The organism is Gorillibacterium terrae (genome assembly GCF_051594785.1).
GTDB lineage: Bacteria > Bacillota > Bacilli > Paenibacillales > NBRC-103111 > Gorillibacterium.
The window spans coordinates 123,773-149,392 of sequence record NZ_JBPPGI010000001.1; the positions used below are offsets into that span (position 1 = coordinate 123,773).

Here is a 25,620-nt window from a genome sequence, read left to right on the forward strand (position 1 = left end):
AGGTTTTTGCAACTGCAAAAAGCGAGCTTGTCGCCGGCACCAGCCATCAAATCGTGGAGGAGGATGAGAAATGGTTACCTGCTATTTGAAATATGTGATTGACCCTTATAAAGTCAAAGAATTCGAGGAATATGGCAAGACGTGGATCAGGTTGGTCACTAAATTGGGCGGCAATCATCACGGGTATTATCTTCCGCATGAGGGAGCGAATAACATCGCGTATGCCTTATTCACCTTTCCCTCTTTAGCCGCGTACGAGGACTATCGCGAGAAGATGCATGTAGACGCAGAGTGTCAAGAAGCTTATAAATTTGCTGAGGACACAAGATGCATACTAAGCTATGAGAGAAGCTTTATGCGCCCAGTATTCGAATAAACAAGTATAAGGAGGCACCCGGATTGTCGGGGCCTCCTTATTTTTTGCGATCATCCTCGATAACATCGGGAATGTCCCGTTGACGAATGTTCAAGTGAACGATCCACCCCTGGACGCCTGGTGAGCGGCTTGCCGGTGGGCGATGATCGCAAAATCCTTCGTTTTCGTAAGGATTCTTGGCGGCTCGCGCGAAATATTCTACAAACCTTGCGTTTGTCCCGCTTCCTCGGCATAATCAAGGGAGGAGGTGCGGTTATGAACGGAGAAGGGTCCACCCACCCGGCGGACCGGCTGCTCTGGATCGAGGCCGTCAAGCACAGCGAAGCGATCCAGCCGGACGCGCATGACGACCACGAGGCCTACGAGATCTATTATTTGTTGTCCGGGGAGAGGTACTATTTCATTAAGGACCGCACCTATCATTTGCACAAGGGCGATCTGGTGCTGATTCCGACGCATGTGCTGCACAAGACGTCGAGCGCGCGCAAGGACGGCCATGAGCGGGTCCTCGTCAATTTCCGCTGGGAGGCGCTCGCGGGTCTTCTGCCGGAGTATGAGGACCGGATACAGGCGATGTTCGCGGAGTTCCCTCATCTGCGTCTCGCCGCCAAGGAACAGACGGTAATCCGCCGCATTCTCGACAGCATGCTGTACGAGCTGGAAGCGGGGAAAGCGGGGGCGGAACGGTACGCCCGGCTGCTGTTGGCCGAGCTCCTGCTCGTGCTGCTTAGGCTGACGGAGGGCCGCCACGCGGAGGTGGCCGAGTTTCCCAATTCCCTGCACCACAAGGTATCCGAGGTGGCGCAGTACATCGGCATCCATTTCGGCGAGCCGATCACGCTGAACGGCTTGTCCGATCAGTTTCACATCAGCCCGTTCTACCTGAGCCGAATCTTCCATCAGGTGACGGGGCTGCCGGTGGTGTCGTACATCAACCACGTGCGGGTGGAGGAGGCGCGGGTTCTGCTCGCCTCGACCGACCTCAGCGTGACCGAGGTGGCGCTACGCACGGGGTATCAGAGCGTGACCCATTTCGGCCGCGTGTTCAAGGCGGCCGTCGGGCTGACGCCGCAGAAGTTCCGCCAGGAGAAGGGGCGGGGCTGACGCGCTGGAAGCCGTGCGGCTTGCTGCCCAGCCGGAACCGTCGACGATGGGGCGGTGCCGACTGGCCGATCGCGTGCGCAGGTGGGTCGAAGTCTATGGATTCGGGGTATAAAAGGGAAAGGATCGGAGGGAGGAAGCGGTATGGGAAAAAAGTGGAAGGTTCTATTGGTCGGCATGGGCGATTTCGGCTCGACCTGGCTGGAGCGCGTGCTGTTGAAGCATGAGGGCGTGGGCGAGCTGGCCGTGGTGGACCGGCACGCCGACAAGAGGAACAAAGCGATGGAGCTGGCCGCGGGCCGGCAGCTCGCCGCCTACGAAAGCCTGGAAGACGCCCTGGCGGCGGGAAAGCCGGAGCTCCTGATCAACGTCACCCAGCCGCACCTGCACGCCGAGCTGAACCGGATCGCCTTCGAGCAGGGGATTCCGGTTCTGTGCGAGAAGCCGCTCGCCGTCGACTTCGAGGATGCGCTGGAAGCGAGCCGGCTGGCGGAGGAGACGGGAGTGCCGCTCATGGTAGCCCAGAACTACCGGTTCCTCGCGGTCTGCCGCGAGGTTCGCCATCTCTTGGCGGAGGGGGCCATCGGCAAGCTCCATTCCGTAGAGATCGACTTCCGCCGCTGCCACCGGATGACCAATTACCACGGCGAGATGGAGCAGCCGCTCCTGCTCGATGTGACGGTTCACCATATGGATTTGCTGCGGTATTTTACCAGCGAGGAGGCCGAGACGGTGTACGCTGCCGCCTGGAATCCCGCCTGGAGCTGGTACCGCGGCTTGACGAACGCCCATCTGGAGCTCAGGCTCAGCGGAGACATCGCGGCGTCCTACCGCGGCTCGCTGACCTGCCGCGGCGAAGAGACGGATTGGCGGGGGCGCTGGCGGTTCGAAGGCGAGCGCGGAACGCTCGCGTTCGCCGACGGGGAGCTGGAGCTGCGGACTTCCGTCGGCAAGCGCCGCTGGAAGGTCGCCCAGGAGCGGGACAGCCGCTGGGCGCTGCTCGACGAATGCCTGGCATCGCTTTCCGAGAACCGGCCGGGGGAGACGGACGCCCGCGACAACCTGTATACGGCCCGCATCATCCAGGGCGCTCTCGACTCCATCCGCGAGGATCGGTTGATCCGGTTGGACGGGCGCCAGGCGGAAGGCTGATCGTTTGACATTGATTTTGCGGCATGTATATAGTTAAATGACATGATGACACGATAACCGGAGAGTGAACTTGAATCCATGTCCGCACAACTGAACGAGTGGATCGACTGGCTGTTTGCGGCCGCGGGCCTGGACGGTTTTGCGATTCTGGCCATCACCATCCCGCTCGGAATCCTTCAGGGGCTGTTGGGAATCTTCCCCTTCGCCACGCTCATCCTGCTGCAGGTTTCCGCCCTGGGGATCGGCGGCGGACTTCTCGCCAGTTGGCTGGTGGGGACGATCTCCGCCTTGGCGGTCTTCTCCTTCAGCCGTTCCACCTTTGCCGATTGGTTCGAGCGGCGCTGGCTGGGCAAGCTGCAGAAGTACCAGAAGTGGCAGCATTCGATGCAGCTTTACGGCGGTTGGGCGATGGTGTTCCTGCGGACGATTCCGATCATGCCCAACAACCTGATCTCGTTCTCGGCGGCCATCATCAAAATGAAGCCGAGAGATTACCTGTGGTCGAATATCGTCGGCAACCTGTCCCACATTTGGCTGTTCGGCATCCTGAGCGCCGCGGTGCTGTTCCCCGGCGAGGACGTGCGAATGATGATCGTCGGCTACGCCGTCTTCCTGCTCGTCTTGCTCGCCGTCTTTATTTATCGCTACAACACGCATTACCGGCATCAGCGAAAAGCCGAGCCTTAAGACCTGCAAGACCCGCCGGCTGACGGGTCTTTTTGATTGCCCCGAAAAGGAGGAGCTTCCATGAAAGAATACCGCGAGAAGGAAACCGGCCCCCGCCGTGCGCTCTTGGAGCGACGGGAGGCGGTTTACCTGCTCGTTCTGCTTGCCTTTACGCTGTACAGCATGCACCAGGCCGATACCATCCGCCTCGGCACGCGATTCCGGCCGTATCCGTTTCTCGTCTGGAATCTGTTCCTGGCTTGGGTGCCCGTGGCTTTCCAGCTGTTGCTCGCCTGGGCGCACCGCCTTCCCGCCGGAGGATTGCGGCTGTTCCTGGTCCTTGCCTTTGGGGCGGGGTGGCTGTTCTTCTACCCGAACGCGCCTTATCTGGTGACGGATCTGCTGCACGTCTTTGCCCATTACCCGTTCAACCCCGAGAGCTATTTCTGGCGCGATCAGCGCTTCTGGGACCATCTGTTTGCCGTGCTGCTTCCGGCGCTGATCGGCCTCGTCGTCGGCTCGTATTCGCTTATGGCGGTGCATCGGCTCGTTCGCAGGAGCAGCGGCCCGGTTCGGGGGTGGCTGTTCGCGCTGGCGGTGCTTGCGGTAAGCTCGCTCGGCATCTACCTCGGCCGCTTCCTGCGGCTCAACAGCTGGGACCTGGTCTTCAGCCCCCGTTACCTGTGGTCGGTCGTGGCCGAAGCCCTGGAGCCGTCCAAGCTGCCTTTGGTCGCTTCCTTCTGCAAAGGCATGTTTGTTATCATGACATTTACTTATATTGGGTTGGTATTTCTATCATCTGGAAGGTCACAGGAGGAAAAGTGACAAATGTCGCAACGTAATTCCTTATATCCCTGGTTAAATTGATTTATGGAAGGTATATTGACACTAAAATAGGCGGCATTCTATAATTTTTGAAAAGAGAGAAGTCCTCACGCGTCGGGACTTCTTTTCTATTATCCGCATTTTGAGAAACGTGAAGGGGGAATTTCGTTGAAGCAAGCAAAATGGGTCATGGCCTTTACTCTCGTCCTCGTTCTGTTGGCCGGCTGCGCCAACTCCAAATCCGGCTCGTCCGCTCCGCCGGAGGGAACAGCCGGCTCCGCCGCTCCTTCCTCGGCCAGCGGATCGCCCGCCGCCTCGGGCGGGTCCAAGATTATCAACCTCGGCAAGGACGTCGAGCTGGCCTCCATGGACTCCGCCATCGCCACGGACGGCCTGTCCTTTGAGGTCATTGCCGCCACTATCGAGGGCTTGTACACCATCGACGCCGACGGCGTGCCGCAGCTCGCCATCGCCGAGAAGGCCGACGTCAGCGCCGACGGCAAGACCTACACCTTCACCCTCCGGGATGCCAAATGGTCGAACGGCACCCCCGTCTCCGCGAAGGATTTCGAATTCGCTTGGAAGCGGCTGGTCGATCCGGCGACAGCCAGCGAATACAGCTTCATCATGGGCGTAGCCGGTGTGAAGAACGCCGACGACATCGTCGCCGGCAAGAAGCAAATCGACGAGCTCGGCGTCAAGGCGAAGGACGACAAGACGCTCGTCGTCGAATTGGACCGTCCGGTCGCGTTCTTCAACTCGCTGTTGGCGTTCCCGTCGTTTTTCCCGATCAACGAAGCCTTCTACAAGGAAAAAGGCGACCAGTACGCGCTGACGGCCGACGCCCTGCTCGCCAACGGCCCGTTCAAGATGAAGACCTGGGAAGTGGGCGGCACCACCTTCTTCCTGGAGAAGAACCCGGACTACTACGATGCTTCCAAGATTCAGATCGACGGCCTGAATTACAAGGTCATCAAGGATACCCAGCAATCCGTGCTCGCTTACGAGAACGGCGATCTCGACTACGTGATGCTGTCCGGCGAGCAGATTTCCAAATACCAGAGCAATCCGGAGTACCACAGCATCATGGCCGGCTACCTGTGGTACCTGTCCCCGAACCAGAAGGTCAAGGGGCTGGAGAACGTAAACCTGCGCAAGGCGCTGTCGCTCGCCTTCGACAAGAAGGCCATCGTCGACGATATCCTCAAGGACGGCTCGATCGTCGCCGACTTCGCCGTGCCGACGCTGCTTGCGACCGGCCCGGACGGCAAGGACTTCCGCGAGACGGCCGGCACTTACCCGACCACCAATAAGGACGAAGCGAAGAAGTACTGGGAGAAGGCGAAGTCCGAGCTCGGCATCGACTCGATCAAGCTGGAGCTGCTGTTCGAGGATACGGAATCGGCGACGCTGGTCGCCCAGTTCATCCAGTCCGAGATTGAAAGCACACTGCCCGGCGTGACCTTCGATCTGAAATCTCAGCCCAAGAAGAACCGCGTCGAGCTGATGCAGAAGGGCGATTTCCAGGTGGGGCTTACCCGCTGGGGTCCCGACTACGCCGACCCGATGACGTACCTCGACATGTGGGTCACGGACAGCCCGAACAACTACGGCTTCTGGTCCAACAAGGAGTACGACGGTCTGATTCAGAGCGCCAGCAAGGGCGACCTGGCGAGCAAGCCGGAAGAGCGCTGGGCGGCGCTGAAGAAGGCGGAGAAGCTCGTCATGGACAACGCCGTCATCTTCCCGGTGTACCAGAAGGGCAACGCCGTCCTCATCAAGCCGGCCGTGACGGGAATCGAGTTCCATTCCGTAGGCGTCAACATCTACTACAAGAACGCCGTCAAAAAATAACCGGACCGCGTAAGCGCGGATACCGGCAAGACAGCCGATTGGAGTGAGCCCAAAGCCGGATTGCCGTGGCGGACCGCCCGCGCGGCATCCGGCTTTTTAAGAGGAATCGGCGAATTGATTATGCAAGCCCAAGAGGTGGAACGATTTGAGAAAGTATGTGCTTAAGCGCCTGGCCATCGCGGCGGCGACCCTGCTGGCGATTCTGCTCGTGCTGTTCCTGATGCTGGAGCTGATGCCGGGCTCTCCCTTCAACGACGAGAAGATTACAGCCGCCCAGAGAGCGCTCCTGAACGCCAAGTACGGGCTCGACCAACCGGTGTTTGTCCGGTTTCTGCACTATATCGGGGCGATGCTGACCGGCGACTTCGGCGTCTCCTACGTCATTCAGAAGAACATGCCCATTTCCACCATGCTGGGCGGCCGGCTGCCGGTCTCGATGCAGATCGGCCTGCAGGCGGTGGTGCTCGGCACGGCCATCGGACTCGTGCTCGGCATCGTCGCCGCGCTGCGCCGCAACAGCTTTGCCGACAGCTTCACCACCTTCATCTCCGTCATCGGCGTCAGCTTCCCGTCCTATGTGTTCGCGCTCGGGTTGTCCTATTATTTCGGCTCCAAGCTGAAATGGTTCCCGATCCTCTACACCGCCGACAAACCGGTCGTGTCGAGCATCCTGCCGACGGTCGCCCTGTCGATGTTCACCGTTGCGACGGTGGCGCGGTTCGCCCGCTCGGAGATGATCGACGTGCTCGGCTCCGACTACCTGCTGCTCTCCGAGAGCAAGGGAGTCGGACGGCAGAGGCTGATCTACGTGCATGCGCTCCGCAACGCCTTGATTCCGATCATCACCGTGCTCGCGCCGCTGGTCGTGGGGCTCATGACCGGCAGTCTGGTCATCGAACAGATCTTCAGCATCCCCGGCATCGGCAGCCTGCTCGTCACCGCCATCCAGGTCAACGACTATAACGTCATCCTCGCCGTCACGTTCGTCTACAGCGTCATGTTCATCGCCATCATGCTGGCCGTGGACATTCTGTACGGGGTCATCGATCCGAGAATCCGTCTGGCAAAGGGGGACCACCATGTCTAATCCGGCACAAGCCTTCGAGCCAACCGACTTTCAACTGGCGGACAATGCCGCCCGGGCGCAAGTGGACCACACGTACAGCAGCGATTCCTTCTGGAAGGACGCCTTCCGCCGCTTCACCGCCAACAAGGGCGCCGTCTTCGGCCTGATCGTCATCCTGATCATCACCGCGTTCGCCATCGTCGGGCCGATGCTCAGCGACCATACCTACAAATCGGTCAACATCCGGCACAAGAGCCTCGCGCCCCGCATCGAGGGGTTCGAGAAGCTGCCAGTCTTCAACGGTGTCGCGAACGGGATTAATTCGTACAAGGAAAAAGGGCTCGACAACGTCTATTACCCCTTCGGCACCGATACCCTCGGCCGCGACCTCTGGACCCGCACCTGGATGGGAACGCGTATCTCGCTCTACATCGCGCTCATCGCCGTAGCGATCGACATGGTCATCGGCATGGGCTACGGCCTCATCTCCGGCTATTTCGGCGGGGCGGTGGACAACGCGATGCAGCGCTTCATTGAAATCCTGAGCGGGATTCCCAACCTGGTCATCGTCACCCTGCTCATCGTGGTGCTGAAGCCGGGGCTGGTCACGATCACGCTCGCGCTCATGATCACCGGCTGGATCGGCATGAGCCGGGTGGCGCGGGCGCAGATTCTCAAGCTGAAGGAGCAGGAATTCGTACTCGCCTCGCGGACGCTCGGCGCGCGCAATTTCGCCATCATCTTCAAGGACATTCTGCCGAACATCTTCGGCCAGCTCATCATCATGTCGATGTTTTCCATTCCGAACGCCATCTTCACCGAGGCGTTCCTGGCCTTCATCGGCCTGGGGATTCCGCAGCCGATGGCCTCGCTCGGTTCCTTGATCAGCGAGAGCTTCAAGTCGATGACCATCTACCCGTACATGATCGTGGCGCCGGTCGTCGTGCTCGCGCTGCTCATGCTCAGCTTCAACCTGCTGGCCGACGGCCTGAAGGACGCGCTCGATCCGAAAATGAAGGAAATGTAGGAGGACGGACAAGATGAAGGAAACCGTATTATCCATCCGCGACCTGTCCATTTCCTTCAAGACCGGGAACGGCACGGTGAGCGCGATCCGGGGCGTCGATCTGGATCTGCACCAGGGAGAGACGCTCGCCATCGTCGGAGAGTCGGGCAGCGGCAAATCGGTCACGGTCAAGGCAATCATGGGCATTCTGAGCGGCAACCAGGCGATCGATTCCGGATCGATCACCTTCCGGTACGACCGCGACGGCGAGCGGGTTGAGCAGGACCTGCTAAAGCTCTCCAAGCGGGAAATGCGCAAGCGGATCAACGGCAAGCGAATCGCGATGGTCTTCCAGGACCCGATGACCTCGCTCAACCCGACGATGACCGTCGGCAACCAGATCATGGAGGGCATGATCCTCCACCTGAAGCTGAGCCGGGCGGCCGCGCACCGGCGGGCTTTGGAGCTGCTGCGTCTCGTCGGGATCAACGACCCGGAGAAGCGGATGAAGAACTATCCGCACCAGCTCTCGGGCGGGATGCGCCAGCGGGTGGTCATCGCCATCATGCTGGCCTGCAACCCCGAGGTGCTGATCTGCGACGAGCCGACCACGGCGCTCGACGTGACGGTGCAGGCGAAGATTCTTGAGCTCATTAAAGACATCCAGCGCAAGACGAACATCTCCGTCATCTACATCACCCACGACCTCGGCGTGGTGGCCAAGGTGGCGGACCAAGTGGCGGTGATGTATGCCGGCAAGATCGTCGAGCGGGGCACGGTGAACGAGATTTTCTACGATCCGCGCCATCCGTACACCTGGGGGCTGCTGTCGTCCATGCCGGACATCGGGACGGCCGACGAGAAGCTCTATTCGATTCCCGGCAGCCCGCCGAACCTCCTGCACAAGGTGGAGGGCGACGCGTTCGCTCCGCGCAATATCTACGCGCTGAACATCGATTTCAAGCAGGAGCCGCCGATGTTCAAGGTCAGCGACACGCATTATGCGGCGACCTGGCTCTTGCATGAGAACGCGCCGAAGGTCGAGATGCCGCCGGGACTCCGCGAGCGGATCGACCAAGCGGTAAAGGAGGCGGGAGGCATATGGCAGGACAGCCGCTCTTACGGGTAACCGAGCTGAAGCAGCATTTTCGCATGGGCAAGCGCTTCACCGTGAAGGCGGTGGACGGCGTATCGTTCGAGATTCGCGAGGGCGAGACCTATGGGCTCGTAGGCGAGTCGGGCAGCGGCAAGTCGACCATCGGCCGCTCCATCATCCGGCTGTACAAACCGACATCCGGCACGGTGTCCTTCGAAGGGGTGGAGATCTCCGGGCCCCTGCGGGAAAAGGAGCTGTCGCTCTTGCGGACGAAGATGCAGATGATCTTCCAGGACCCGATGGCAAGCCTCAATCCCCGCAAGAAGGTCATCGACCTGATCGCGCAGGGGCTCGACATCCACGGGTTGTACCGGTCCCGGGAGGAGCGGCGGGAGAAGGTCTACCGCATTCTCGACAAGGTGGGGCTGTCCCGGGAGCATGCGAACCGCTACCCGCACCAATTCTCCGGCGGCCAGCGCCAGCGCATCGGCATCGCCCGGGCGCTCGTCATGGAGCCGAGGCTGATCATCGCCGACGAGGCGATCAGCGCACTCGACGTGTCGATCCAGGCCCAGGTCGTGAACCTGATGAAGCAAATCCAGGAAGAGACCAACACGGCGTTCCTGTTCATCGCCCACGATCTGTCGATGGTCAAATACATCTCCGATCGGATCGGGGTGCTGCACCTCGGCCATCTGGTCGAGACGGGGACCACCCGCGAAATCTTCGAGAACCCGGTGCATCCCTATACCAAGTCGCTGCTGTCGGCGATTCCGCTCGCCAATCCGATCCAGGAGAAGGAGCGCGTCGCCATTCCCTACGATTACGCGACGAGCGGCATCGATTACACAGCGGGCACCCAGCACAAGCTGACCCAGACGCACAAGGTGCTGGCCACCCCGGAGGAATTGGCGGCGTGGACGGCGAATCCGCAATCTTTTCTATCCAGCCTATAGGGAGGTTTCCTCCGTACCGGGTCGGCCGCAGGGCCGGCTCTTTTTTTGTCTGTCAAAAGATGTCTTGTCACCTCCGAATTCTGACGATATAGTAAGATGGTGAAATATTTACACGTTTCGACAAAATATGACTAAATCCAGATGGAGGTTGGCATGACAGCATTGATCCGAAACCATGTCCGTGTCATGGGGCAAGGCAGTCAAACCCTCGTCTTTGCCCATGGCTTCGGCTGCGATCAGACCGTATGGCGGTCCATGCTTCCCTATTTTGAGAACGACTACCGGATTGTGCTGTTCGATTATGTCGGTTCCGGCCGGTCGGACAAGGCCGCGTATTCCCCGGAGCGCTATTCCAGCTTGCACGGCTACGCCCAGGATGTGAGGGAGATTGCGGAGGAACTTAAGCTGGAAGGAGCCGTCTTCATCGGCCACTCGGTGAGCGGGATGATCGGCCTGCTCACCGCCATCGAGGCTCCCCACTTGTTCGAACGGCTGGTGCTGATCGGCCCTTCGCCCCGTTACCTCAACGACCCGCCCGGCTATTACGGCGGCTTCGACGAACGCGATATCCGCGAGCTGCTCACGATGATGGAGATGAACTTCGTCGGCTGGGCCAGCATGAATGCGGCCGCGCTGATGGACAACCCCGACCGGCCGAAGCTCTCGGACGAGCTGAAGAGCACCTTCTGCGCCGAAGACCCGGAGATTATGAAGACTTTTGCCCAAACGACGTTCCTGTCCGATCACCGCGCCGATCTGCCGCTCGTTCGGGTGCCCTCGCTCATCATTCAATGCTCGGTGGACAGCATCGTGCCGATTGAGGCGGCCCGCTACCTGAACGGACAGCTGCAGGACAGCGTCCTGCAGGTGATCCCGTCGCGCGGCCACTACCCTCATCTCAGCGAGCCGAAGGCGACGGCGGAGCTCATCCTCCGTTACCTGAACGGTGAGCTTCCGGCCTAACCGGCCAAGGAAGGACAAACGGTGAACGATCGAATCAACCAAGCGCCCTGCGGCTACCTGGCGCTCACTCCCCAGGGAACGATCCGCGGGGCAAACCGGACGTTCCTGGAGCTGGTCGACTATGAAAAGGACGAGCTGGCCGGTCTTCATATCGAAGTCCTGCTGACCGGCGCTTCGCGGATTATCTTCCACACCCTGTTCTATCTCCAGTTATCGGCGACGGGGCGTGTCGAAGAAATCTACTTGACCTTCCGCTCGAAGACCGGCAAGGACGTGCCGCTGTTGCTGAACGGGCGGCTGGTCGAGGACCGGGAAGGCGCGGTCATCGACTGCGTCGTCGTACGGATGACGAAGCGCGACGACTACGAGCAGGAGTTGCGGCAGATCCGCGGCGAATTGGAGGAGGCTTACCGCTCCAAGAATGAAGCGCTGCTTCAGGAGAAGACGCTGCGCGAGCTGTTCGAGACGACCCTCTTTGCCATCAACGAAGCCATCCTGGTCACCGACGGTATGGGCCGGGTCACCCGCATGAACGGACTGGCCGAAGCCCTCACCGGCTGGACCGAGGAAGCGGCGGCCGGCCGTCCCTTCGCCGACGTCTTCCGTTGTCTGGATGCCCGGACCCGGCAGCCGCTCCCGTCCGTGGCGGACGAGGCTCTGAACGCGCGGGAAAGCCGCGATCCGGCGGAGCCGCTCCTCGTCCTGTCCCGGGATGGAACCGAGCGGCTTGCCGCCGGCGCGTGCGCCTGCGTCACGGACAAGGACGGCGCCGTCGCGGGCACGGTGACCTCCTTCCGCGACATCACGAAGGAATACTTGCAGGAAAAAGCCATCGACCACTTCCTCCTCGTCAACATGGACATGCTCTGCGTGCTCGACGGCAATTGGAACCTGCACAAGGCGAACCACAACTTCCAGAGCGCCCTCGGCTACAGCGGCGAGGAACTGCTCGGCCGGAGCCTGCTGTCCTTCGTGCACGGGGAAGATGCGCCTGCGCTGGCCGCCGTTCGGGACGGAAGCGCCGATCCGGATGCGGTTCGCGAATGCACGGTCCGCTTCCGCGCCAAGGACGGCGGCTTCCGCCATCTGGAATGGCGTATCCAGTCCGGCATGGGGACGTACGCTTACGCTTCGGCGCGCGATGTGACCGAGAAGGTCGTCCGGGAGAAGCGGCTGAAGCGGATCGCCGAGAAGGACGAATTGACCGGCTTGTACAACCGGCATTACCTGACGTCCGTTCTGGACCGGGAGATCGGACGGGCCGAGCGCGGCGGACCCGGCCTGTCGCTGGCCATCTTGGACTTGGACCGCTTCAAGCGGGTCAACGATACGTGGGGGCATCCCGTAGGCGATAGCCTGCTGAAGCATACGGCGAAGACGGTGCTCGCCAGCATCCGGCAAAGCGATCTCCTCATCCGGTTCGGCGGCGAGGAATTCGTGCTGCTCATGCCCGACACGCCGGTCCAGGGGGCGGTTCAGGCGCTGGAAAAGGTGCGGCTTGCCGTATCGGACGCCGTCCACCCCGCGACCGGCCGGCAGACCGTCAGCGTCGGAGTGGCCGAGCGGCGGCCGGGCGAGCCGTTCGAGGAGTGGTATGCGCGCGCCGACCAAGCGCTGTACCGGGCCAAGCAGGAAGGGCGCGACCGGGTGGTTGCCGCCCCTTGACGGGCAAGCGGCCCTTGCTTTTCTTTCCATCGGCCGTTATGCTGATAGAGACATCACTTCTGACGAATCACGGAGGATCTCCCCTAAGATGAAAAACTAACGCGTATCCGCACCAGACCGAGAATCTTGCGCAAGACAAGAGGGCGTTCGTTCGCTTGAGAACGGACCGGTCGGGATACGTATGTCCAAGGGGAGACGTGGGTGAACGCAGATGACAGGGTCGGCTACGGCCGTCCCGTCCATTCGCGCCGCCTGCGCATTCTGATCTTTGGCCGTATACCGCCCCTCGGGCGGTTTTTTTGTTGCGTTTTTCCGGGACCGATAAAACGCGGCAACCTACGGAAGAAGGGGAGAATTTCTATGATGGTTCTGGAAGCGAAAGACCTGTGCAAGGAATGGGAGGGTCGGACTCTGTTCCGGGGAGTCCGTTTCGAGATCGCCGAAGGCGAGCGGATCGCCCTCGTCGGCCGCAACGGCATCGGCAAAACGACGCTGCTCCTCGGCCTGGCCGGCCGGCACGAATTCGAAGGAGGCAGCGTGACGCGCGGACTTCCGCTGCCGGAATGGGGGCTGCTGGAGCAGCAGGCGGCTCCCGGCGAGTCGATAAGCGCCCGGGAATTCGTCCTGAGCGGAACGCCGCAGCTGTACGAGAGGAAGCAGCGGCTCGACCGGCTGCTCGCTCAGCTGACTGAGCGGGCGGACGACTCTGTCGTCGCCGACTACGGTCAGGCTTACGAGGCTTATCTGGATGCGGACGGCTACGGCTGGGAGCAGCGGGCCGACCGCTGCCTGACGGAGATGGGCGTCGCGCCCGGCGTATGGAATCTGCCGTTCGCGGCGCTGAGCGGCGGGCAGAAGACGAAGGTTCAGCTCGCCCGCCTGCTGCTCCGGGAACCGGGCTTCCTGCTGCTCGACGAGCCGACGAACCACCTGGACGAGGACACGCTGGACGCGCTCGAGGCGTGGCTCGGCCGGTACCCGGGCACCGTGCTCTACGTGTCGCACGACCGCGAGTTCATCGACCGGACGGCGACGGCCGTGCTGGAGCTTGCTCCGGACGGCTGCCGCAAGTACCCGGGCGGCTACAGCCGCTACCGGGAGGCGAAGGAACGGGAGCGGCGGACGCAGGAAGCGCTCTGCCGCAAGCAGGAGCTGGAGCGGGAGAAGCTCCTGGAGAGCATCCGCCGCTACGCCGAATGGTTCCGGCAGGCGCACCGGGCCGCCGGGCAGAACGATTTCCGCCGCTCGAAGTCGAAGAAGAACGTCTCGCGCCTGCACGCGAAGGAGACGGCGCTCCAGCGGCTGGACCGGGATCGGACGGCGGGGCCTCGGGACGAACCGGGACTAAACATGCGGCTCGTCTCCGCCGCCTTCGAGGCCGGAACGCTGCTGCGGTTCGCGCGGGTGGGGTTTGCTTATCCGGACGGTCCCGACTTATTCCGCGAGGCCGGGTTTACGCTCGCCCGCGGCGACCGCCTGGCGGTGCTCGGTCCGAACGGGACCGGCAAGAGCACGCTGCTTCGGCTGGCGGCGGGCCGGCTCGCTCCGACGCAAGGTGAGGTGAGTCGGCACCCGGAGGCGAAGATCGGCTATTTTTCCCAGGAGCTGTCCGGTCTGCCGTTCGCGGAAACCATTCTGGACAGCCTGCTCGTTCTGCCCGGGATGACGGAGACGCAAGCCCGGACCCTGCTCGGCTGCTTTCTCTTTCCCCGGGAGGACGCGTTCAAGCGAATCGCCGACCTGAGCATGGGCGAGAAATGCCGGGTGGCGTTCCTCCGGCTGTTCTTCGGGCAAGCCAATCTGCTCGTGCTCGACGAGCCGACGAATTACCTCGACATCCCGACCCGGGAGCGGGTGGAGGAGGCGATCCGCGAATACCCCGGTACGGTGCTGCTGGTCAGCCACGACCGGTATTTCGTGCGGCGGACGGCCACCCGGCTCGCTCTGCTGGACGGCGGCGGCAGCGTGCGGCTGTTCGAAGGAAGCTATGCCGAATACGAGGAACGCGGCGGCGGGGCGACGTTCAGCCCGGAGGAGCAGCGGCGCGCCAACGAACGCGGGCTCCTGGAGCTGAAGCTGGCGCGGCTGATCGGCGGCGAAACGCCCGAAGACGAGGAAGCGCGAATCCGGCTGACCGAGGAAATCCGCGAGACGAGGCAAGCGTTGGAAGCCCTGCGCGGCGAAGAAAAAGGACCGGCATGAAGGCCGGTCCGACGGAGGCGGAGGAAGAAACGGACGTTCCAAACGAAAGGCTTGGCTTCGACGTTAGTGAGGCGAGAACGATAGGGGAGCGAGAACGATAAAGAGATGAGAACGATAGAGAGGCGAGAACGAAAGAGAGGCTCTGGCGATATGAGATGAGAACGATAGGGAAGGAGCACGAGCACGGGAGCGGGAAGCACGCCGCGCCGTTCGTCCGGTCACCGCTTCTTGTGCTGCCGCTTGTGCTTGTACATCTCGTGGTCGGCCCGTTCGATCATGTCCTTCACGCTGATCGCCTCGCCCGGCCGGTAAGCGAAGAGACCGTAGCTGATCGACAGGCTGTAGGGCCTGTCCTCATCGTCGTTCAATTCTTCCAAATCGCAGGCGAGCCGCTCCCAGACGGCGAGGGTTTCCTCCTTGGTTCGGCCGAACACGAGGATGAATTCGTCACCGCCGTAGCGGAACAGGAAATCATTCGGCCCGAGCCGGCTGGAGAGCATGCGGCTCGCCTCCACGATCATCTCATCCCCCACCGCGTGGCCATAGCGGTCGTTAACCAGCTTAAGGTCGTTGATATCGGCAAAACACACCGTCAAAGCGTCGCCGGGACCGGTCCCGGCGATTTTCTTTTCCAGCATGGCCATGCCGTGGCCCCGGTTCGGCACGTCGGTGAGCGGGTCGGTGGTGGCGTGCTTTTCCAGCTCGTACTCGATCTTCTTCAGCTCGGTGATGTCGGTGATGCCCGTCAGCACGCAGGCCTCGCCTTCGTACTCGAAGGCTTCGTAATTGATCATGACCCATTTACCGGATGTGGGCGAGACGTTCAACTGACAGACCCGGTTCTTGACGCTTCCCGAGCGCTTCAGCTCCTCGATGATCTCCTCGCGGCTCGACTCGTCGGGGAAGAGAATGGCGGCGTCCACCGATTCGAAGCGCTTGGAGAACAGGTCGAAGAACTGGGAGGCCTTCAGGTTAATGAGCAGGATTTTGCCGTCGCTGAGGCGGGACAGCACCAGCGGAAACGGATTGACCGCGAACAGCTTGCGCAGCTTCTGCTCGCTCTCCTTCAGCCGCCGTTGATTGACGAATTCGCGGGTCATGTATTGGTAGAAGATCCACACAATGAAAATGGCGATGGCCGCGGTGGCGGTGGTGTTGATCTGCTTCGACAGCAGAACGGCGCGGTCCTGGTCGGTGCTGTAGAGCAGGAAGAGAAACAGGATATGGTTGACGGCGACAAACAGGGCGAACCGCTTGGGGTGAATCGGGACGAGCACGGAAATGCCCAGCACGATGATGATATACGCGTCCACGTTGCCGTTCAGGAGCTGGCTGTTCCAAGAGGAGACGGAAGCGGACAGCAGGTAGAGGGCGGTATAGACTTGAATGACAGCGAATACCCCCCGTTCCTGGGTACCGGTCCAATGAAATTTCAGTTGGCGGTGCATGAGCAAAAACAGGGCGGATACGGCCGCGCAAAGGAGATGGGTCGCGATCATCACCGTCCGGTAGCGGGCGGGCGCCGATTCGTCCATTTGGTAGAAATCGACGAAGTAAAAATAGGGATACGACAAGAGCAGCAGCACGGAGATCCATTTGATGCGCCATAGCAGATGCTCGTGGTACCAGCGGCTAAACTGCAGCGAGTCTTCGACTCGGATCGCGGGCGGCTTGGAACTCATCACGGGATACATCCTTTTTGTGGACTCGGTGCTATAATTGTAGCATAAAGTTCGTGCAAATATTTACAATTTATCCGAGATCAGCATGTGGAAAAGACAGGGGGAACGGGATGAGAATCCAGGAGATGGGCCCGGAGCTGTATGCCGGCATGGAGGCACGGGTATCGCGGCGGAAATACACGGCTGCGCCGTCGGCCGAGGAACTGGCGGAGCTTGCGCGGTACGCGGCCGAGCTCAACCGCGATGCGGACGGAGCGGTGCGCATCGGGGTATGGGCGGACGGAGCGGAGGAGGTCTTCGGCGGGCTGACCAACAGCTACGGCATGTTCAGCGGGGTTCGGGCCTTTGCCGGTTTCATCGGCCGCTCGGGCGGGGACGGGGAGCGGACCGGCGTGCTGTGCGGGTATTACGGGGAGCAGTTTATTCTGAAGGCAACCGCGATGGGTCTCGGCACCTGCTGGGTCGCCGGCACCTTCGACAAGAGCATGGCCCGGCGCATTGCCGGGGTAAACGAGGGGGAGACGCTCTACTGCGTGTCTCCGCTCGGAGCCGTACCCGAGGCGCTCGGCCTGCGGGAAAGGCTGGTGAAGGGCTTCTCCGCGAAGCGCAGCCGCAAGCCGCTCGCGGATCTGCTGACAAGTCCAGAGGCGCTTGCCGCAGCGCCCGCCTGGATGGCCTCGGCGCTCGAATCGGCGCGGATCGGACCCTCCGCCATGAACGCGCAGCCCTGGCGGTTCCGCCTGGCGCAGGACCGGCAGGCAATTACCGCCTACCTGGCGAGCCATCCTGCAGCCAAGCGGGTCGACCTCGGCATCGCCCTCGCGCACATCGAGATCGCCGCGCTGCAGGCGGGCGTGCGCGGCGTCTGGACCGAGGGAGAGGAGCCGCACGCCTGGACGTTCCAGGCGGAGGACGTGCGCCGATGAAGCGATTCGGCATCGGCCAGTACGGCCGCTGCGACGAGGAGAAGGACCGGCGGGACTAACGCCCCGGTTTCCGGCTTTCCCTTAAGCCTGCCCCTTATCCGGGAAATGGTCGACTCGCCAGCTCGGCCAGCCGGGGGCAGGCTTCTTCGCCCCGGACGACGCCTCCGTGATAGCACCAGATCACCTCGGGCTGCAGCGCGGCCAGCTTGCGGAGCGAGGCGTAGGCCTGCGCGGCCTCGTGGCATAAGGCGGGGTCGGGGCCGGCGAGCTTGCCGTCCTTCACTTCGAGGGCATCGCCGGCTATGAGCGTGCGGCTCGACGGCTGGAACAGGCTGATGTGCCCCGGTGTATGTCCCGGGGTCGCGACCGCGATCCAATCCGACGCGAACGGCAGCGGCAGCGGTTCGCCGTCGTCGACGATCGCATCCACCGGAGCTTTGGGCGGTTGCTGTAAGAGGCGGAGCAGCGGCCCGCCCATCGCTTCGGGCATCCGCACGAGCTGCTCCCTAGCGGCCGCCAGCTTCAGAAGGGGGAGCGAGCCTTCGACGTAAGGCTGTTCCTCGAAGCTGGTGAGGACGGCCAGCTTGTTTGGGGCCGAGGCGATCAAGCCGGGCAGGCCGCCGATGTGATCGATATCGTGATGGGTGAGGAAGACGGCCGAGAGCGAAGCTTCGGGCAGGCCGGCTTTCCGGATCGCCGCGAGCAGAACGGGCGCTTGCCCGGGATAACCGGCGTCGACCAGCAGCGAGCGGCCGCCGTTTTCGATCAGCATAGGGTAGATGGTACGCGATTCGCCAAGCAGGAATTGGGTAATCTCCAGCGGAATGAGACGGCTGGGCTGAGGGATGATGCGAGGGTCAGGCGATGAAGTCATGGGGGTTCCTCCCGTCCTTGGAATGGGTGCAGGAGGAGTATACCCGTTCGATCAACAAAAGTAAAATTATAGCATAATAATATTAATTTGTCAATATACCGTCCGTGAACATTAGGCGAATCTTTAAGCTTCATCCGAAGAGTCGGCTTCGTCGTCGCCGCGGAACAGCTCCCGCAGCATTTTATCCGGGTTGGTCAGGAACTCCCGGGTGATGAGAAAATGATCGGTTTCCTCCAGCTTTTTCGGCTGCAGCCCATCCGGCGTCAGCTCATAAATCTGCGCATCGGGATAGGCCATGAGAATGGGCGAGTGCGTGGCGATGATGAACTGCGAGCTCTTGCGGACGAGCTGGTGCATCCGCGACAGGAACGCCATCTGCCGGAAAGGCGAGAGAGCGGCCTCGGGCTCGTCCAGAATATACAGGCCGTTGCCGGAAAAGCGGTGAACAAAAGCGGAGAAGAACGACTCGCCGTGCGACTGCTCATGCAGCGAAGCTCCGCCGTAGGAATCCTTGATCGGCGGGCCGAAACTGAATTCCTGGTCCAACTGATCGACATTCGTCGCCAGGTTGTAATAGCTCTCCGCGCGGAAAAAGAACCCGTCCCGCGGACGCCGCACTCCGCGCACCAGCCGCAGCGCTTCATATAATGGCGAATGGGTGGCGGCGGTGGAGAAGTTGAAGTTGAGCGTTCCTCCCTCGGGGTTGAAGCCCCAGGCGACGGCGATCGCCTCGATCAGGGTAGACTTGCCCATGCCGTTCTCGCCCACCAGGTAAGTTACCTTGGGATGAAACTCAAGTGGGTCGAGCGCTTCTACGGCGGGCAGGTTGAACGGATAGACGCCGAAATCGGGAACCCGTTCGCGCAGGAGCTGAACTCGAAGCAAATAGGGGTTCCGGTCGAAGGATGCCATGTCTGTCTCCTCCAGACGAGCCGAATCCGCAGGCAGCGGGCGGAGCAGGCTCCGGTTCTTTCCCCATCTTAGCATTCCGGTTACGCGGAGGAAAGGAGCGGCGGCAAAGGCGAAGGGAAGAATTTACCGGTTCGCGGGGCGATAAAAAGCAGGCCAAAAAAACTTGCGCGCCGATTTTATCCGTGCTATTATATGTTTCGTCGTCTCGGGTCTGTAGCTCAGCTGGTAGAGCAGTTGACTCTTAATCATCTGGTCGTGGGTTCGAGTCCCACCGGACCCACTTTAATACCGAGCGCTAAGAACAGCCGAGTATCCAGGTACCGGTTGTTCTTTTTCTTATATCCGGTGATCCATTCTAAACCAAGCTGGGCGGTGTTCGCATGAGTATTGTGCTAATCGATTCGGGGTTGGGCGGATTGACGGTGCTGCATGAAGCCCTGCAAGAGCTGCCCCATGAACGCTATCTCTTCTTTGCCGACAACGGCAACGTTCCGTACGGAACGAAGCCCAAGGAGACGGTCCGCTCCTGCATCTTGTCCGCCGTCCAGGAGCTGGTGACCGAGGAGACGAAGGCGCTCCTCATTGCCTGCAACACGGCGACCAGCATCGCGATCGCCGACTTGCGCCGCCTTTACTCCATCCCGGTCATCGGCATGGAGCCGGCGGTGAAGCCGGCGGTGGAGCTGAACCGCAACACCGGCAAGCGGAGCCTGGTCATGGCGACTCCGCTCGCCTTGAAGGAAACCAAATACCACGACCTCGTCAACCGGCTGGGCGACACCGAGCACATCGACTCCCAGCCGATGCCCGGCCTCGTCACCTTGGCCGAAGAGCTGGAATTTGACGGCCCGCGGGTACAGGCTTATCTGCAAGAGACGATCGGGGATCGCGACTGGCAGGAGTACGGCACGGCGGTGCTGGGCTGCACGCATTTTTCCTTCTTCCGCACCGCGTTCGCCAAGTTCCTGCCGCCGCATATCGAGCTGATCGACGGCAACCGGGGCACCGTCCGCCGCTTGCAGGAGCTGATCCGCGGCCGGGAGGAAGCGCCGGATTCGGCCGCCGCGGCCGGTCCGGTCGTCGAATTCCGGCATTCCGGCTCAGACCCGGCCTACCGGGAGCGGATGGAGCAAGCGCTGGACTGGTACCGGCGCGACCGGGAGCGGGCGGGACGTCCCCGTGCGTAAGGAGGAGCTCCGTTGGAACGAGGAGCCGATGCAGTTCGACACCCTGCGGGAAGCGCACGAGTGGGCTTACAGCGAAGCCTATAACGAGATCGGCCATCTATATGACGGTTATATCACGACAGACGAGAAGCTGGCCTACGCCTTGCTGTTCGAATTGGTCCGCTCGAATACGCTCCTCTCCAAGCGCTTTGAAGTTTTTGCCGACGTGGACTTCGGAGTTCCCAACCGGTACCGGGTATGGGTGGAACCGGCCGGCCGCACGTCGGACAGTGACCGAGCAGCGGAATAAGCTTTCCCGCATAAATCATTAACGCCATCAACCGGGAGCACCATGAGCCATTCATGCGTGCTCCCTATTTTTTTCTCTAACCAGGATTCAACTCCAGACCAAGCTTCTACTCCACACCAGGCGATACCACCGACCATGCTCTTTATATCGCCTTCTAGACTTCTTCCGATTCCTCTTGGTCGCCTCCGAGACTTCTTCCGATGCTCTGCAAGAGTCAATCCGATGGGTCATCCCGCTCGCAGCAGGACCGTCCGACTCTCCGGGCGGCTATTTGCTTGCTCAATTTTGTCGAAAATTAGCTCTTGCGCTGCGCTTGCTTTGTTGTATAATAATCTGGTTAATACTAAACAAGCAGTAACGTGATTGCAAACATTGTTTACAACGGGTTTAGCGTTTGTAAACTCGGGAATAGAGGGTTTGCCCATGGAAATCGGCAAGAAAATCAAGAACCTGCGGCTCAAGAAGGGCCTCACCCAAGAGGAGCTCGGCGAGCGGACTAATCTGAGCAAGGGCTACATTTCCCAATTGGAGCGGGACCTCAGCTCGCCCTCGATCGAGACTTTTTTCAGCATTCTTCAGGTGCTCGGCTGCAAGCCGAGGGACTTCTTCGACGAGGACGAGCGGGAGCAGAAGGTGGTCTACGGAGCGGAGGAGCTGACCGACATTCGCGACGAGGAACGCGGCTACGGCCTTCAATGGCTGGTGCCCGATTCCAACGAGCGGATCATGGAGCCGATCCGGCTGACGCTTACCGTGCGGGGGCAGTTCAAGGAATTCGAGCCGTCGCGTTCGGAGACGTTCGCTCTCGTGCTGAAGGGCCGGATTCAGATCCGGCTGGGCAAGCGCGTGTACACCGCCAAGGCAGGCGATACGGTTTATTATTACGCCTCGGACGAGCATCAGATCGTCAACGATGGGGAAGGGCCGGCCGAGCTCATTCTCGTGGCGACGGATTCCTATCTGTAGGTTCCGTTACGGCAAGCATTTGGAAAAGGAGAGAGGAACATGACGGAGGATCCGATCATCATTCGATTTGAAGGGGTCACCCAGCAATTTGACGACGACGAGGCGGTGCTGAAGGACGTCAGCTTCGAGATCGAACGGGGCAAATTCTACACGCTGCTCGGGCCCTCCGGCTGCGGCAAGACGACGATACTCCGGCTGATCGCCGGCTTTATCGAGCCGTCGCGCGGCAATATTTTCATGAACGGCAAGGTCATCAACCGGGTTCCCGCCAATCAGCGGCAGGTGAACACCGTGTTCCAGGACTACGCGCTGTTCCCCCACTTGAACGTGTTCGAGAACGTCGCCTTCGGCCTGCGCATCAAAAAGCTGAAGAACGCCGAGGTAAAGAGGCGGGTGCTGGAGGCGCTGAAATTCGTCAACCTCTCCGGTTACGAGAACCGCGAGATCCGCGAGATGTCCGGCGGCCAGCGGCAGCGGGTGGCCATCGCCCGCGCCATCGTCAACGAGCCGGAGATCATCCTGCTCGACGAACCGCTGTCGGCGCTCGACCTGAAGCTGCGCACCGAGATGCAGTACGAGCTGCGCGAGCTGCAGCGCCGGCTCGGCATCACCTTCATCTTCGTTACGCACGACCAGGAGGAAGCGCTCGCCATGTCGGACTGGATCTTCGTGCTGAACGGCGGCGTGATCCAGCAGAGCGGCACGCCGATGGACATTTACGACGAGCCGATCAACCGCTTCGTCGCCGACTTCATCGGCGAGTCGAACATCGTGCCGGGGCGAATGAAGCGCGACTTCCTGGTGGAATTCGCCGGCAAGCAGTTCGAATGCGTCGACCAGGGCTTGCACCCGGACGAGCCGGTCGAGATCGTCATGCGCCCCGAGGACCTGGAGATCACCACGCCGGAGCTCGGCAAGCTGCAGGTGCGCGTGGACACGCAGCTGTTCCGCGGCGTTCACTTTGAGATCAGCACCTACGACGATGCCGGCAACGAGTGGCTCGTCCACTCCACCCGGGCGGCCAAGGTCGGCGACCGGGTCGGCCTCACCTTCGATCCGGAGGCCATTCACGTCATGCGCTTCGGCGAGACCGAGGAAGAGTTCGACGCTCGGCTGGAAGCCTACAGCGAGGCCGGCCATGGAGAATAAATCGCGCAACGTCTACCTGATTCCCTATGTGCTGTGGATCGCCGTCTGTGTGGTCGCGCCGATCCTGATGATTCTGTACTACTCCTTCTTCGACATCGAAGGGCAGTTCACGTTTGCCAATTACGCCAAGTTCTTCACGCCGGTCTACCTGCGGATGACGGTCAGCTCCTTCTGGTACGCGCTGCTCATCACGGCTTTTTCGCTGCTCGTCGCTTACCCGACGGCGTATCTGTTGACCAAGACGAAGCACAAGCAGCTTTGGATGCTGCTGATTATCCTGCCGACCTGGATCAATCTGCTGCTGAAGGCGTACGCCTTCCTCGGCATCTTCGGCACGTACGGCGCCGCCAATCAGATCCTGGACTTCATCGGCATCGGCACCAAGCAGATTCTGTTCACCGACTTCAGCTTCATCTTCGTGTCGGTGTACATCTTCATCCCGTTCATGATCCTGCCGATCTTCAACTCCCTCGAGGAGCTGAACCCGACGCTGGTGGATGCCTCCCGCGACCTCGGCGCCTCGTCGTGGACCACATTCCGGCGGGTTGTCTTCCCGCTGACCGTCGAAGGGGTGAAGTCCGGCAGCCAGGCCGTGTTCATTCCGGCGCTGTCGCTGTTCATGATCACCCGCCTGATCGCCGGCAACCGTGTCATTACGCTCGGCACGGCGATCGAACAGCATTTTCTCGTCACCCAGGACTGGGGGATGGGCTCGACCATCGCCGTGTTCCTGATTATCGCCATGGCGCTCACCATGATCGCAACCGGCCGGAGGAAAGGAGGAACGAAGCGTGAAAATGACGTTAAAGCCGTCTAATCTGTTCCTGGCCTTCATCTTCCTCATCCTGTACGCGCCGATCCTGTACCTGATGTATTACTCCTTCAACAGCGGCGGCACGATGCACGGCTTCGAGGGCTTCACGCTCGACTATTATAAGGAAGTGTTCCAGGACACGCGGCTGATCATCATCGTGATCAACACGCTGGTCATCGCGCTGTTGTCTTCCGCCTTCGCCACCATTCTCGGAGTGATCGGCGCGCTCGCGATCATCGCCGTGCGCCGGGGCCGCCGCAAGAATACGCTGCTCACGCTGAACAACGTCTTGATCGTCAGCCCCGACGTCATCATCGGCGCGTCGTTCCTGATTCTGTTCACGCTGCTTGGCGTCAAGCTCGGGTTCATTTCGGTGCTCCTGTCGCACATCGCCTTCAGCGTGCCGATCGCCGTGCTGATGATCCTGCCCCGGCTGCAGGAGATGAGCCCGACCCTGATCGATGCCGCCCGCGATCTCGGGGCGAGCCGCTGGAACGTGCTGACCAAGGTCGTCGTGCCGTACATCAAGCCGGGCATCTTCGCCGGATTCTTCATGGCGCTGACGTATTCGCTGGACGATTTTGCCGTCACCTTCTTCGTCACCGGCAACGGCTACTCCACGCTGTCCGTCGAGATTTATTCGCGGGCGCGCCAGGGCATCTCGCTGTCGATCAACGCCCTGTCGACGATCATCTTCCTCTTCACGCTGGTCCTGGTCTTCGGCTATTACTGGCTGAACCAGAGGCAGCACCGCCCGACCCGATTGGAGGTGCGCAAATGAAACAGCTCGTCCAGACGTTTGCCGCGATCTTCATCGTTGCCTTCGGCCTGCTGTATGTCACCCATTACATGAACGCGTCGGAGGGGCTCAGCGGGGGCAACACGCTCACCGTCTACAACTGGGGCGATTACATCGATCCCGAGCTCATCACGAAGTTCGAGCAGGAGTCGGGCCTCAAGGTCATCTACCAGACCTTCGACTCCAATGAGGCGATGATGACCAAGATCGAGCAGGGCGGCACCACCTTCGATATCGCCGTCCCGTCGGAGTACGCGGTAGATAAAATGCGCAAGGAAAATCTGCTCCTGCCGCTCGACCCAAGCAAGCTGCCGAACCTGACCAATATCAACCCGGAATTTCTCAACCTGTCGTTCGATCCTGGCAACCGGTATTCGGTCCCGTATTTCTGGGGAACGGTCGGGATCGTCTACAACCCCGAGCTGGTCAGTAACCTTACGTTCAAGAGCTGGAACGATTTGTGGGACCCCAGCCTGAAAAACAAGATTCTGTTCGTGGACGGAGCCCGCGAGATCATGGGCATGGCGCTCAACAGCATGAACCAATCCGTGAACGACACGAACGAAGATCATCTCCAAGCCGCGCTCGCCAAGCTGCATACGCTGACCCCGAACGTGAAAGCCATCGTCGGCGACGAGATCAAAATGCTGCTCGCGAACGAGGAAGCGGCGGTCGGGATCGTCTGGTCGGGCGATGCCTCGGAGATCATCGATGCGAACGACAAGCTGACCTACGTGCTGCCCGAAGAAGGAACCAACCTGTGGAGCGACAATATGGTCATTCCCAAGACGGCGAAGAACATCGAGGGAGCACATCAATTCATCAATTTCATGCTCGATCCCGAGAACGCCGCCCAGAATGCCGAGTACGTCGGCTATTCCACGCCGAACGACAAGGCACTGAAGCTCCTGCCGGAGGACATCTCCCAGGACAAGCGGTTTTATCCCGATCTGGGTTCCATGAAGCTCGAGGTCTACGACAACTTGGGCAAGCGGATGCTGGCCCACTACAACGAGCTGTTCCTGGAATTCAAAATGCATAAAAAATAGCGGCTCGCAAGCCTGATGCGGGGCTCCGGATTGACTCATGCCGGA

At 60.9% G+C, this 25,620-nt stretch carries 24 protein-coding genes and 1 tRNA gene; 22 read left to right on the forward strand and 3 right to left on the reverse strand.

Going from position 1 to position 25,620, the window contains the following annotated elements; all coding sequences use genetic code 11:
- The first annotated feature begins 70 nt into the window (after positions 1-70).
- From ACSEXS_RS00490 to abc-f, 13 genes are all read left to right on the forward strand, one after another.
- Positions 71-376, forward strand: coding sequence for an NIPSNAP family protein (locus ACSEXS_RS00490; protein WP_438431226.1), 306 nt, complete (start codon positions 71-73; stop codon positions 374-376).
- A 255-nt stretch (positions 377-631) separates the two neighbouring features.
- The gene (locus ACSEXS_RS00495; protein WP_438431227.1) at positions 632-1,480 is read left to right on the forward strand and encodes a helix-turn-helix transcriptional regulator; all 849 of its coding nucleotides are present in this window, start codon (positions 632-634) and stop codon (positions 1,478-1,480) included.
- 141 nt (positions 1,481-1,621) lie between these two features.
- Positions 1,622-2,629, forward strand: coding sequence for a Gfo/Idh/MocA family protein (locus ACSEXS_RS00500; RefSeq protein WP_438431228.1), 1,008 nt, complete (start codon positions 1,622-1,624; stop codon positions 2,627-2,629).
- Between the two features lie 78 nt (positions 2,630-2,707).
- The gene (locus ACSEXS_RS00505) at positions 2,708-3,316 is read left to right on the forward strand and encodes a TVP38/TMEM64 family protein (RefSeq protein WP_438431229.1); all 609 of its coding nucleotides are present in this window, start codon (positions 2,708-2,710) and stop codon (positions 3,314-3,316) included.
- A 60-nt stretch (positions 3,317-3,376) separates the two neighbouring features.
- Positions 3,377-4,120 (forward strand): DUF1361 domain-containing protein, encoded by a 744-nt coding sequence (locus tag ACSEXS_RS00510; protein WP_438431230.1) that lies wholly within the window; start codon positions 3,377-3,379, stop codon positions 4,118-4,120.
- A gap of 168 nt (positions 4,121-4,288) precedes the next feature.
- Entirely contained in the window at positions 4,289-5,974 is a 1,686-nt protein-coding gene (locus ACSEXS_RS00515; RefSeq protein WP_438431231.1) for a peptide ABC transporter substrate-binding protein, read from the forward strand.
- A 145-nt stretch (positions 5,975-6,119) separates the two neighbouring features.
- Positions 6,120-7,061, forward strand: coding sequence for an ABC transporter permease (locus ACSEXS_RS00520; RefSeq protein ID WP_438431232.1), 942 nt, complete (start codon positions 6,120-6,122; stop codon positions 7,059-7,061).
- A complete protein-coding gene (gene opp3C, locus ACSEXS_RS00525) occupies positions 7,054-8,067 on the forward strand; it encodes an oligopeptide ABC transporter permease (protein ID WP_438431233.1) in 1,014 nt (337 codons plus the stop codon). The genes ACSEXS_RS00520 and opp3C overlap by 8 nt, the downstream gene beginning before the upstream one ends.
- Before the next feature lie 13 nt (positions 8,068-8,080).
- Positions 8,081-9,175 carry an ABC transporter ATP-binding protein gene (locus ACSEXS_RS00530; protein ID WP_438431234.1) on the forward strand — a complete coding sequence of 365 codons (1,095 nt, stop codon included), beginning with the start codon at positions 8,081-8,083 and terminating at the stop codon, positions 9,173-9,175.
- Positions 9,148-10,098 carry an ABC transporter ATP-binding protein gene (locus ACSEXS_RS00535; protein WP_438431235.1) on the forward strand — a complete coding sequence of 317 codons (951 nt, stop codon included), beginning with the start codon at positions 9,148-9,150 and terminating at the stop codon, positions 10,096-10,098. The genes ACSEXS_RS00530 and ACSEXS_RS00535 overlap by 28 nt, the downstream gene beginning before the upstream one ends.
- Before the next feature lie 153 nt (positions 10,099-10,251).
- Positions 10,252-11,061 carry an alpha/beta fold hydrolase gene (locus ACSEXS_RS00540; RefSeq protein WP_438431236.1) on the forward strand — a complete coding sequence of 270 codons (810 nt, stop codon included), beginning with the start codon at positions 10,252-10,254 and terminating at the stop codon, positions 11,059-11,061.
- Positions 11,062-11,082: 21 nt separating this feature from the next.
- Positions 11,083-12,726 (forward strand): sensor domain-containing diguanylate cyclase, encoded by a 1,644-nt coding sequence (locus tag ACSEXS_RS00545; protein WP_438431237.1) that lies wholly within the window; start codon positions 11,083-11,085, stop codon positions 12,724-12,726.
- 360 nt (positions 12,727-13,086) lie between these two features.
- Positions 13,087-14,928, forward strand: a complete 1,842-nt coding sequence (gene abc-f, locus ACSEXS_RS00550; protein ID WP_438431238.1) for a ribosomal protection-like ABC-F family protein — start codon at positions 13,087-13,089, stop codon at positions 14,926-14,928.
- A 218-nt stretch (positions 14,929-15,146) separates the two neighbouring features.
- Here abc-f and ACSEXS_RS00555 read toward each other — a convergent pair whose 3' ends face one another.
- Positions 15,147-16,610, reverse strand: a complete 1,464-nt coding sequence (locus ACSEXS_RS00555) for a sensor domain-containing diguanylate cyclase (protein WP_438431239.1) — start codon at positions 16,608-16,610, stop codon at positions 15,147-15,149.
- A gap of 110 nt (positions 16,611-16,720) precedes the next feature.
- Here ACSEXS_RS00555 and ACSEXS_RS00560 point away from each other — a divergent pair, with 110 nt between their 5' ends.
- Positions 16,721-17,536 carry a nitroreductase family protein gene (locus ACSEXS_RS00560; protein ID WP_438431240.1) on the forward strand — a complete coding sequence of 272 codons (816 nt, stop codon included), beginning with the start codon at positions 16,721-16,723 and terminating at the stop codon, positions 17,534-17,536.
- A gap of 94 nt (positions 17,537-17,630) precedes the next feature.
- On the opposite strand, the gene ACSEXS_RS00565 is transcribed toward ACSEXS_RS00560, so the two are convergent.
- Together ACSEXS_RS00565 and ACSEXS_RS00570 are read right to left on the reverse strand one after the other, a co-directional pair.
- A complete protein-coding gene (locus tag ACSEXS_RS00565; protein ID WP_438431241.1) occupies positions 17,631-18,410 on the reverse strand; it encodes an MBL fold metallo-hydrolase in 780 nt (259 codons plus the stop codon).
- A 123-nt stretch (positions 18,411-18,533) separates the two neighbouring features.
- A complete protein-coding gene (locus ACSEXS_RS00570) occupies positions 18,534-19,322 on the reverse strand; it encodes an AAA family ATPase (RefSeq protein WP_438431242.1) in 789 nt (262 codons plus the stop codon).
- 207 nt (positions 19,323-19,529) lie between these two features.
- Between ACSEXS_RS00570 and ACSEXS_RS00575 the strand changes: the two genes are divergently transcribed.
- The 8 genes from ACSEXS_RS00575 (at position 19,530) to ACSEXS_RS00610 (ending at position 25,575) form a co-directional block, all read left to right on the forward strand.
- A tRNA-Lys gene (locus tag ACSEXS_RS00575) sits at positions 19,530-19,602 on the forward strand.
- Positions 19,603-19,702: 100 nt separating this feature from the next.
- The gene (murI, locus tag ACSEXS_RS00580; protein WP_438431243.1) at positions 19,703-20,509 is read left to right on the forward strand and encodes a glutamate racemase; all 807 of its coding nucleotides are present in this window, start codon (positions 19,703-19,705) and stop codon (positions 20,507-20,509) included.
- Positions 20,502-20,798 (forward strand): hypothetical protein, encoded by a 297-nt coding sequence (locus ACSEXS_RS00585; protein ID WP_438431244.1) that lies wholly within the window; start codon positions 20,502-20,504, stop codon positions 20,796-20,798. Before murI ends, ACSEXS_RS00585 begins: the two co-directional genes overlap by 8 nt.
- Before the next feature lie 423 nt (positions 20,799-21,221).
- Positions 21,222-21,764 (forward strand): helix-turn-helix domain-containing protein, encoded by a 543-nt coding sequence (locus tag ACSEXS_RS00590; RefSeq protein WP_438431245.1) that lies wholly within the window; start codon positions 21,222-21,224, stop codon positions 21,762-21,764.
- 39 nt (positions 21,765-21,803) lie between these two features.
- Entirely contained in the window at positions 21,804-22,913 is a 1,110-nt protein-coding gene (locus tag ACSEXS_RS00595; protein ID WP_438431246.1) for an ABC transporter ATP-binding protein, read from the forward strand.
- Positions 22,903-23,730, forward strand: coding sequence for an ABC transporter permease (locus ACSEXS_RS00600; protein ID WP_438431247.1), 828 nt, complete (start codon positions 22,903-22,905; stop codon positions 23,728-23,730). The genes ACSEXS_RS00595 and ACSEXS_RS00600 overlap by 11 nt, the downstream gene beginning before the upstream one ends.
- On the forward strand, positions 23,711-24,508 hold the full coding sequence (locus ACSEXS_RS00605) for an ABC transporter permease (RefSeq protein WP_438433050.1): 798 nt from the start codon (positions 23,711-23,713) through the stop codon (positions 24,506-24,508). Before ACSEXS_RS00600 ends, ACSEXS_RS00605 begins: the two co-directional genes overlap by 20 nt.
- Positions 24,505-25,575 (forward strand): ABC transporter substrate-binding protein, encoded by a 1,071-nt coding sequence (locus ACSEXS_RS00610; RefSeq protein WP_438431248.1) that lies wholly within the window; start codon positions 24,505-24,507, stop codon positions 25,573-25,575. Before ACSEXS_RS00605 ends, ACSEXS_RS00610 begins: the two co-directional genes overlap by 4 nt.
- Positions 25,576-25,620: the final 45 nt, after the last annotated feature.

Excerpts from the sequence above, each read along its gene's own strand:
- ACSEXS_RS00500 (WP_438431228.1), top strand. The coding sequence starts at position 1,622 with ATGGGAAAAAAGTGGAAGGTTCTATTGGTCGGCATGGGCGATTTCGGC.
- ACSEXS_RS00565 (WP_438431241.1), bottom strand. The coding sequence starts at position 18,410 with ATGACTTCATCGCCTGACCCTCGCATCATCCCTCAGCCCAGCCGTCTC.
- opp3C (WP_438431233.1), top strand. The coding sequence starts at position 7,054 with ATGTCTAATCCGGCACAAGCCTTCGAGCCAACCGACTTTCAACTGGCG.
- abc-f (WP_438431238.1), top strand. The coding sequence starts at position 13,087 with ATGATGGTTCTGGAAGCGAAAGACCTGTGCAAGGAATGGGAGGGTCGG.
- ACSEXS_RS00490 (WP_438431226.1), top strand. The coding sequence starts at position 71 with ATGGTTACCTGCTATTTGAAATATGTGATTGACCCTTATAAAGTCAAA.
- ACSEXS_RS00505 (WP_438431229.1), top strand. The coding sequence starts at position 2,708 with ATGTCCGCACAACTGAACGAGTGGATCGACTGGCTGTTTGCGGCCGCG.
- murI (WP_438431243.1), top strand. The coding sequence starts at position 19,703 with ATGAGTATTGTGCTAATCGATTCGGGGTTGGGCGGATTGACGGTGCTG.
- ACSEXS_RS00560 (WP_438431240.1), top strand. The coding sequence starts at position 16,721 with ATGAGAATCCAGGAGATGGGCCCGGAGCTGTATGCCGGCATGGAGGCA.
- ACSEXS_RS00590 (WP_438431245.1), top strand. The coding sequence starts at position 21,222 with ATGGAAATCGGCAAGAAAATCAAGAACCTGCGGCTCAAGAAGGGCCTC.
- ACSEXS_RS00610 (WP_438431248.1), top strand. The coding sequence starts at position 24,505 with ATGAAACAGCTCGTCCAGACGTTTGCCGCGATCTTCATCGTTGCCTTC.
- ACSEXS_RS00530 (WP_438431234.1), top strand. The coding sequence starts at position 8,081 with ATGAAGGAAACCGTATTATCCATCCGCGACCTGTCCATTTCCTTCAAG.
- ACSEXS_RS00570 (WP_438431242.1), bottom strand. The coding sequence starts at position 19,322 with ATGGCATCCTTCGACCGGAACCCCTATTTGCTTCGAGTTCAGCTCCTG.
- ACSEXS_RS00605 (WP_438433050.1), top strand. The coding sequence starts at position 23,711 with ATGACGTTAAAGCCGTCTAATCTGTTCCTGGCCTTCATCTTCCTCATC.
- ACSEXS_RS00540 (WP_438431236.1), top strand. The coding sequence starts at position 10,252 with ATGACAGCATTGATCCGAAACCATGTCCGTGTCATGGGGCAAGGCAGT.
- ACSEXS_RS00600 (WP_438431247.1), top strand. The coding sequence starts at position 22,903 with ATGGAGAATAAATCGCGCAACGTCTACCTGATTCCCTATGTGCTGTGG.
- ACSEXS_RS00595 (WP_438431246.1), top strand. The coding sequence starts at position 21,804 with ATGACGGAGGATCCGATCATCATTCGATTTGAAGGGGTCACCCAGCAA.
- ACSEXS_RS00555 (WP_438431239.1), bottom strand. The coding sequence starts at position 16,610 with ATGAGTTCCAAGCCGCCCGCGATCCGAGTCGAAGACTCGCTGCAGTTT.
- ACSEXS_RS00510 (WP_438431230.1), top strand. The coding sequence starts at position 3,377 with ATGAAAGAATACCGCGAGAAGGAAACCGGCCCCCGCCGTGCGCTCTTG.
- ACSEXS_RS00495 (WP_438431227.1), top strand. The coding sequence starts at position 632 with ATGAACGGAGAAGGGTCCACCCACCCGGCGGACCGGCTGCTCTGGATC.
- ACSEXS_RS00535 (WP_438431235.1), top strand. The coding sequence starts at position 9,148 with ATGGCAGGACAGCCGCTCTTACGGGTAACCGAGCTGAAGCAGCATTTT.